The 4273-nt window shown below is 64.0% G+C and carries 4 protein-coding genes; 1 reads left to right on the forward strand and 3 read right to left on the reverse strand.

The window, feature by feature from the left end; translation table 11 throughout:
* Nucleotides 1-8: 8 nt before the first annotated feature.
* Complete coding sequence (locus ACOZKU_RS27040; RefSeq protein WP_421581505.1) at nucleotides 9-674, reverse strand: DUF1062 domain-containing protein; 666 nt, start codon at nucleotides 672-674, stop codon at nucleotides 9-11.
* A 472-nt stretch (nucleotides 675-1146) separates the two neighbouring features.
* Between ACOZKU_RS27040 and ACOZKU_RS27045 the strand changes: the two genes are divergently transcribed.
* Nucleotides 1147-1887: a response regulator gene (locus ACOZKU_RS27045; protein ID WP_421581503.1), complete on the forward strand. Its 741-nt coding sequence runs from the start codon at nucleotides 1147-1149 to the stop codon at nucleotides 1885-1887.
* Here the strand turns inward: ACOZKU_RS27045 and ACOZKU_RS27050 are convergent.
* Together ACOZKU_RS27050 and ACOZKU_RS27055 are read right to left on the reverse strand one after the other, a co-directional pair.
* Nucleotides 1884-2306 carry a globin family protein gene (locus ACOZKU_RS27050; RefSeq protein ID WP_314091418.1) on the reverse strand — a complete coding sequence of 141 codons (423 nt, stop codon included), beginning with the start codon at nucleotides 2304-2306 and terminating at the stop codon, nucleotides 1884-1886. The two genes, ACOZKU_RS27045 and ACOZKU_RS27050, sit on opposite strands and share 4 nt — an antisense overlap.
* A gap of 83 nt (nucleotides 2307-2389) precedes the next feature.
* On the reverse strand, nucleotides 2390-3958 hold the full coding sequence (locus ACOZKU_RS27055) for an ATP-binding protein (protein ID WP_421581504.1): 1569 nt from the start codon (nucleotides 3956-3958) through the stop codon (nucleotides 2390-2392).
* Nucleotides 3959-4273 lie beyond the last annotated feature (315 nt).

Raw genomic sequence — 4273 nt, forward strand, 5'->3', positions numbered from 1 at the left:
CGACGGCGCTATCCGGTGTTCGCGCCACACGCCGCCAGCGTCAGGGCATCGCGGTCCGGCAGATCCGCCACCGAGATGCGGACAACGCTGCCGTCCGACACGGGCCGCCGCAAGGCGTCCTTGCGCATAGGGTCGAAGCAGAGCGCTCCGGCGACAGTCAGCATCTGAAGGCGGGAGCGGGAGATCGCCAGTTCTCCGGCCAGCAGCCGGTCGAGCCGGAGCTGACTCGGCAGCGGAACCGAGAAAACGATCTCTAGATTGCCCTCGCCGACGCATTCTTCGAGCATGGTCTTGTGAACGATGCTTTCGGGAAAGACCTCGATGCGCGATGCCTTGTGCCGTAGCCCTTCGAGGTCGAAGGCGTACCGGCGGGCCCATGCCGCGTCGTTCGACTGCAAAGCCTGCAAGGTCGCCGGATCGATCGTACGGATAGCCCGGCGCTCGAAAAGCGTGCGGTTCCAGGTGTTGTCGCAAGTGGTGCATTTGTAGATCAGCCAGGCGTCGAGTTTCTTGCCGTTGGCATTGAGCCGGAGCCGGTCGCTCGACCGGAACGGCCGTGGCGCGGCACAGGTGCTGCAGGCAAGAATGGGCTGCGGCGCGTGGAGAGGGATGACGGTCCAGCGGACCCTGAAGGAATTTTGCATGTCGTCTTGGTCTTCCGAAAGGAAGTTCACCAAGAAGAGGTCGCGAGAAGCCCGTTACGGGCGCGGTTTGGCGATGTTTTGTGAGCGGAAGAGCTGAGGCAGCCGGAAATGGCTGCGCGTGGCACAGGTCGACAATGCCAGACCGGTCTCAGACCACCACCCGATGAACAAGTCACGGCTTAGCACGGCAAGCGCCATGCTGCTCCATGGGGTGAAAAGGGGTGAGACCGGTATTTACGACGGCAAAACGGAACCTCTGGGTGCCAAAGCTCTTCGCCGCGACCCTAACAAACAGCTGAATGCAAGAAAAGTATCTTCCGCCCAGCGATTGCAGTCTTTGCCGCTTCGACCCTTCGACGCCTCATTCCGATCGCGGCAAGAAGGATACGTTTGGAAAAATTTGGTTGTATTAGCCCTGAATCACATCTTACGGACCGCGACAGACCGTTTTCTTCCCGTTATATTCAACTAGAGGAAGAACAGACTGCGCCAGGCCACACCCTTGAACGATCACGCGATTTTACCCCACGTCATCGTGACCGATGACGACGAGGACCTGCGGGAGATGGTTTCCGACTATCTTGCCGGCCAGGGGTTTTCCGTCTGCGGCGTCGCCAGCGGCGCGGCTCTCGATGCCGCCCTCTCCGAGCGGCCGGCCGACCTTTTGATCATCGATCTCAATCTGCCGTCCGAGGACGGGTTCTCGATTGCACGGCGCATCCGGGCCGGCTCCGCCGTGCCGATCATCATGCTGACAGGCGCCGCCGATGTGGTGGACCGTATCGTCGGTCTGGAAATGGGGGCGGACGATTATGTCACCAAGCCGTTCGACCTGCGCGAACTGAAAGCGCGCATTCGCGCCGTATTGCGCCGGGGCGTGACCGCGCCGGCGGAGCCCGTGGCCCAGCCTGCCCAAGTGGCCGGTAAGAACCTCGTGAGCTTCGGTCGCGCTCATCTCGATCTCGAAGGCCATTGCCTCATCCTCGCCGACGGCACCCGCGACACGCTGACCGCCATGGAATTCGACCTGTTGCGAGTGCTGGCGCAGCACCCCAACCGGGTTCTCAGCCGCGACCGCCTGCTCGACCTTGCCCATAACCGCGACAACGAGCCCTTCGACCGCTCGATCGACGTGCGCATCACGCGCCTGCGCAAGAAGATCGAGGCCGACCCCGCCAAGCCGACGACCATCAAGACCATCCGCGGCGTCGGCTACATGTTCGTCACCAACCGCAGCGTTTAGGCCGCCTCGGCCTCATAGGCTGCGCGCATCATGACGCCGGCGACGAGCTGGTAGGTTTCCGTCCAGACATTGCGGACGTCGGCGGTGAAGCGCTCGCCGAAGGAGAGCGACAGGGTTTCGATCAGCGCCTTGCCGACCGTCTCATAGTGGCCGCGCTCGACGCCGTAGGTGACATGTTTCACCGCCAGTCCTTCGAGAACGGGCACCAGCGCATCGAGCTTGCGCAGCGAGTTGACGGCCAGCGCCAGTGCGGCCATCAGCTTGCGGCCCTGGGCGGCCATGTCGGATGAGGTGAAGAGCCGGCGCAGCGACGGGTCGTTGACGAAAAGCCGTTCGTAAAACAGGGCGGCGGCGGCATCCTGCGAGGCACGGACTTCGGCGAAGGTGGTTTCAAGCAATGCGATCTTGTGGTCGTCCATGACACGGGGCTCCATCGGTTGTTCGATGAGGTCACCCTAGACGGTTGCTGTTTCCAGCCTCGTTCTCCTGTGTTTCAACTGTTTCAGCGCGGCGTGGTCAGATCGTCGAGGAAAGCGGCGATATCGCCGGGCGTGAAGGGTTTTTCGATCATCGGACAGCCCGAGCGGGCGAGGAACCGACCGGCCAGCGGGCCCAGCGTGTCGCCGGTCACGAAGCCGATCCGCCCGGCAAGTTTCGGATGGTGTTCGCACAGCCAGTCGTAGAGGCCGGGGCCATCGCCGGAGGGCATGCGAATATCGCAAAGGATCGCATCGAATTTGCCATCGCGCGCGGCAATCCTGCCCCGCGCCTCGTTGCCGCCATGCGTGACGGTGACGGCATAGCCGAGGCGGCCAGCGATCTCCGCCAGCAGTTCGGCGATTGCCACGTCGTCATCGACCACCAGCAAATGCCGGCTCGGGGCGGGTTGATCCGCCTTCGCCGCGGGCCGCGCGGGTTCTGTTTCGCTTGCCTGCGCCGCGTCATAGGGGAGCCGGATGATGAAACGCGCGCCACCACCGGGCCCATCGCCGAGCGTCAGGCTGCCGCCATGCGCTTCCACGAGCCCCTTCGACACGGCAAGGCCGATGCCGGTGCCCGCCCCTTGCGGCTTGGTGGTGAAGAAGGGGTCGAAGATGCGGCTGCGGATCGCCTCCGGCACGCCGGGGCCATTGTCGTCGATGGTCAGTGAAACGGTTCCCTTCCCCCGGTCGGCATCAATGCCGACGGTGATCTTGCGGTTTTCACCGCCCGCCTGTTCCAAAGCCTGCTGGGCGTTGACCAGCAGGTTGAGAATGACCTGGTGGATCTGGCTGGGATCGAGCGACAGAACCGGAAGGCCGTCCGCCCACCGGCGCTCCACGGTGATACCGGCCGCTTCCATCGTATAGCCGAGAAGCTCGACGGCCTCTTCCACCACGGTTTCCAGCCGTGTCGGCGTGCGTTCGGCTTCGCGCTGGCGCGCCATGTCGAGGAAGCTGCGCACGATGCGCGCGCAACGGTCCGCCGCCGTCGAGATGCGTTCGCAGCGCCGCATGAGGCCGTTCCAGTCGGTGACCGCCCGCTCCTCCATCGCCTCGCGCATCATCAGCACCTGGCCGGTGATGATCGACAGGGGATTGTTGAGTTCATGGGCCACGCCTGCCAAAAGCGAGCCGAGCGCCGCAAGCTTTTCCTTCTGGTGGAGTGCGTTGCGCTGCTCGCGGATCTCCGCCTCGGCGCGCCGCGCCGCGCGCTGGTCGCGAATATGGGCGGCGAAAAGCGGCCGCCCGCCGAGCGTGACATCTGTGATGGTGAGTTCGATGGGGATCAATTCGCCCGTCGACAGCATGGCGGGCAATTCGAGCCGCTTGCCAAGCACATTGCCGGCGCCTGTCGCGAGATAGCGGGAAAGACCGTGCTCATGGGCGGCACGGTGTTCGGCGGGGATGATGAGTTCGGCGATCGGTTCGCCGATGACGGCGTCGCGCGCGTAACCGAAGATCGCCTCCGCCGCCGGGTTGAAATCGACCACAAGTCCGTCGCCGTCGATGACGACGATACCGTCGAGTGCCGTGCGAACCACCGCCGCGTGATAGGCTTCGAGTTCGCGAAACTCCGACGGTGTGTTCATGCAAAATCCTTCCGGGAAGCCGGCGCAATCCCGGCCGACCGGGATTGCCCGAGAGGGGCATAAGCTGCGGAAGGGTAACGGCCAAGTGTTTCGCTTGTGTTTCAGCGCCGGTGCTGGAGGTCACCAAGAGCTGCAAGCGGCCAGCCGATCCTATTGCAGCGGAACGACCCTGAGCGGTGTCGTATAGGGCTCGACGCGGAGCGTTCCTTCGGACTGCACGCTGATCTGCTTCAGCGGCGCCTGTTCCAGCTCACCGTCCTTGGCCTTGCGCACGGCATAGCGCCAGACCGTCAGGCTCCCGCGGTCATGCAGCAC

The organism is Shinella sp. M31, from assembly GCF_049199205.1.
In the GTDB taxonomy this organism is placed as follows: Bacteria; Pseudomonadota; Alphaproteobacteria; order Rhizobiales; family Rhizobiaceae; genus Shinella.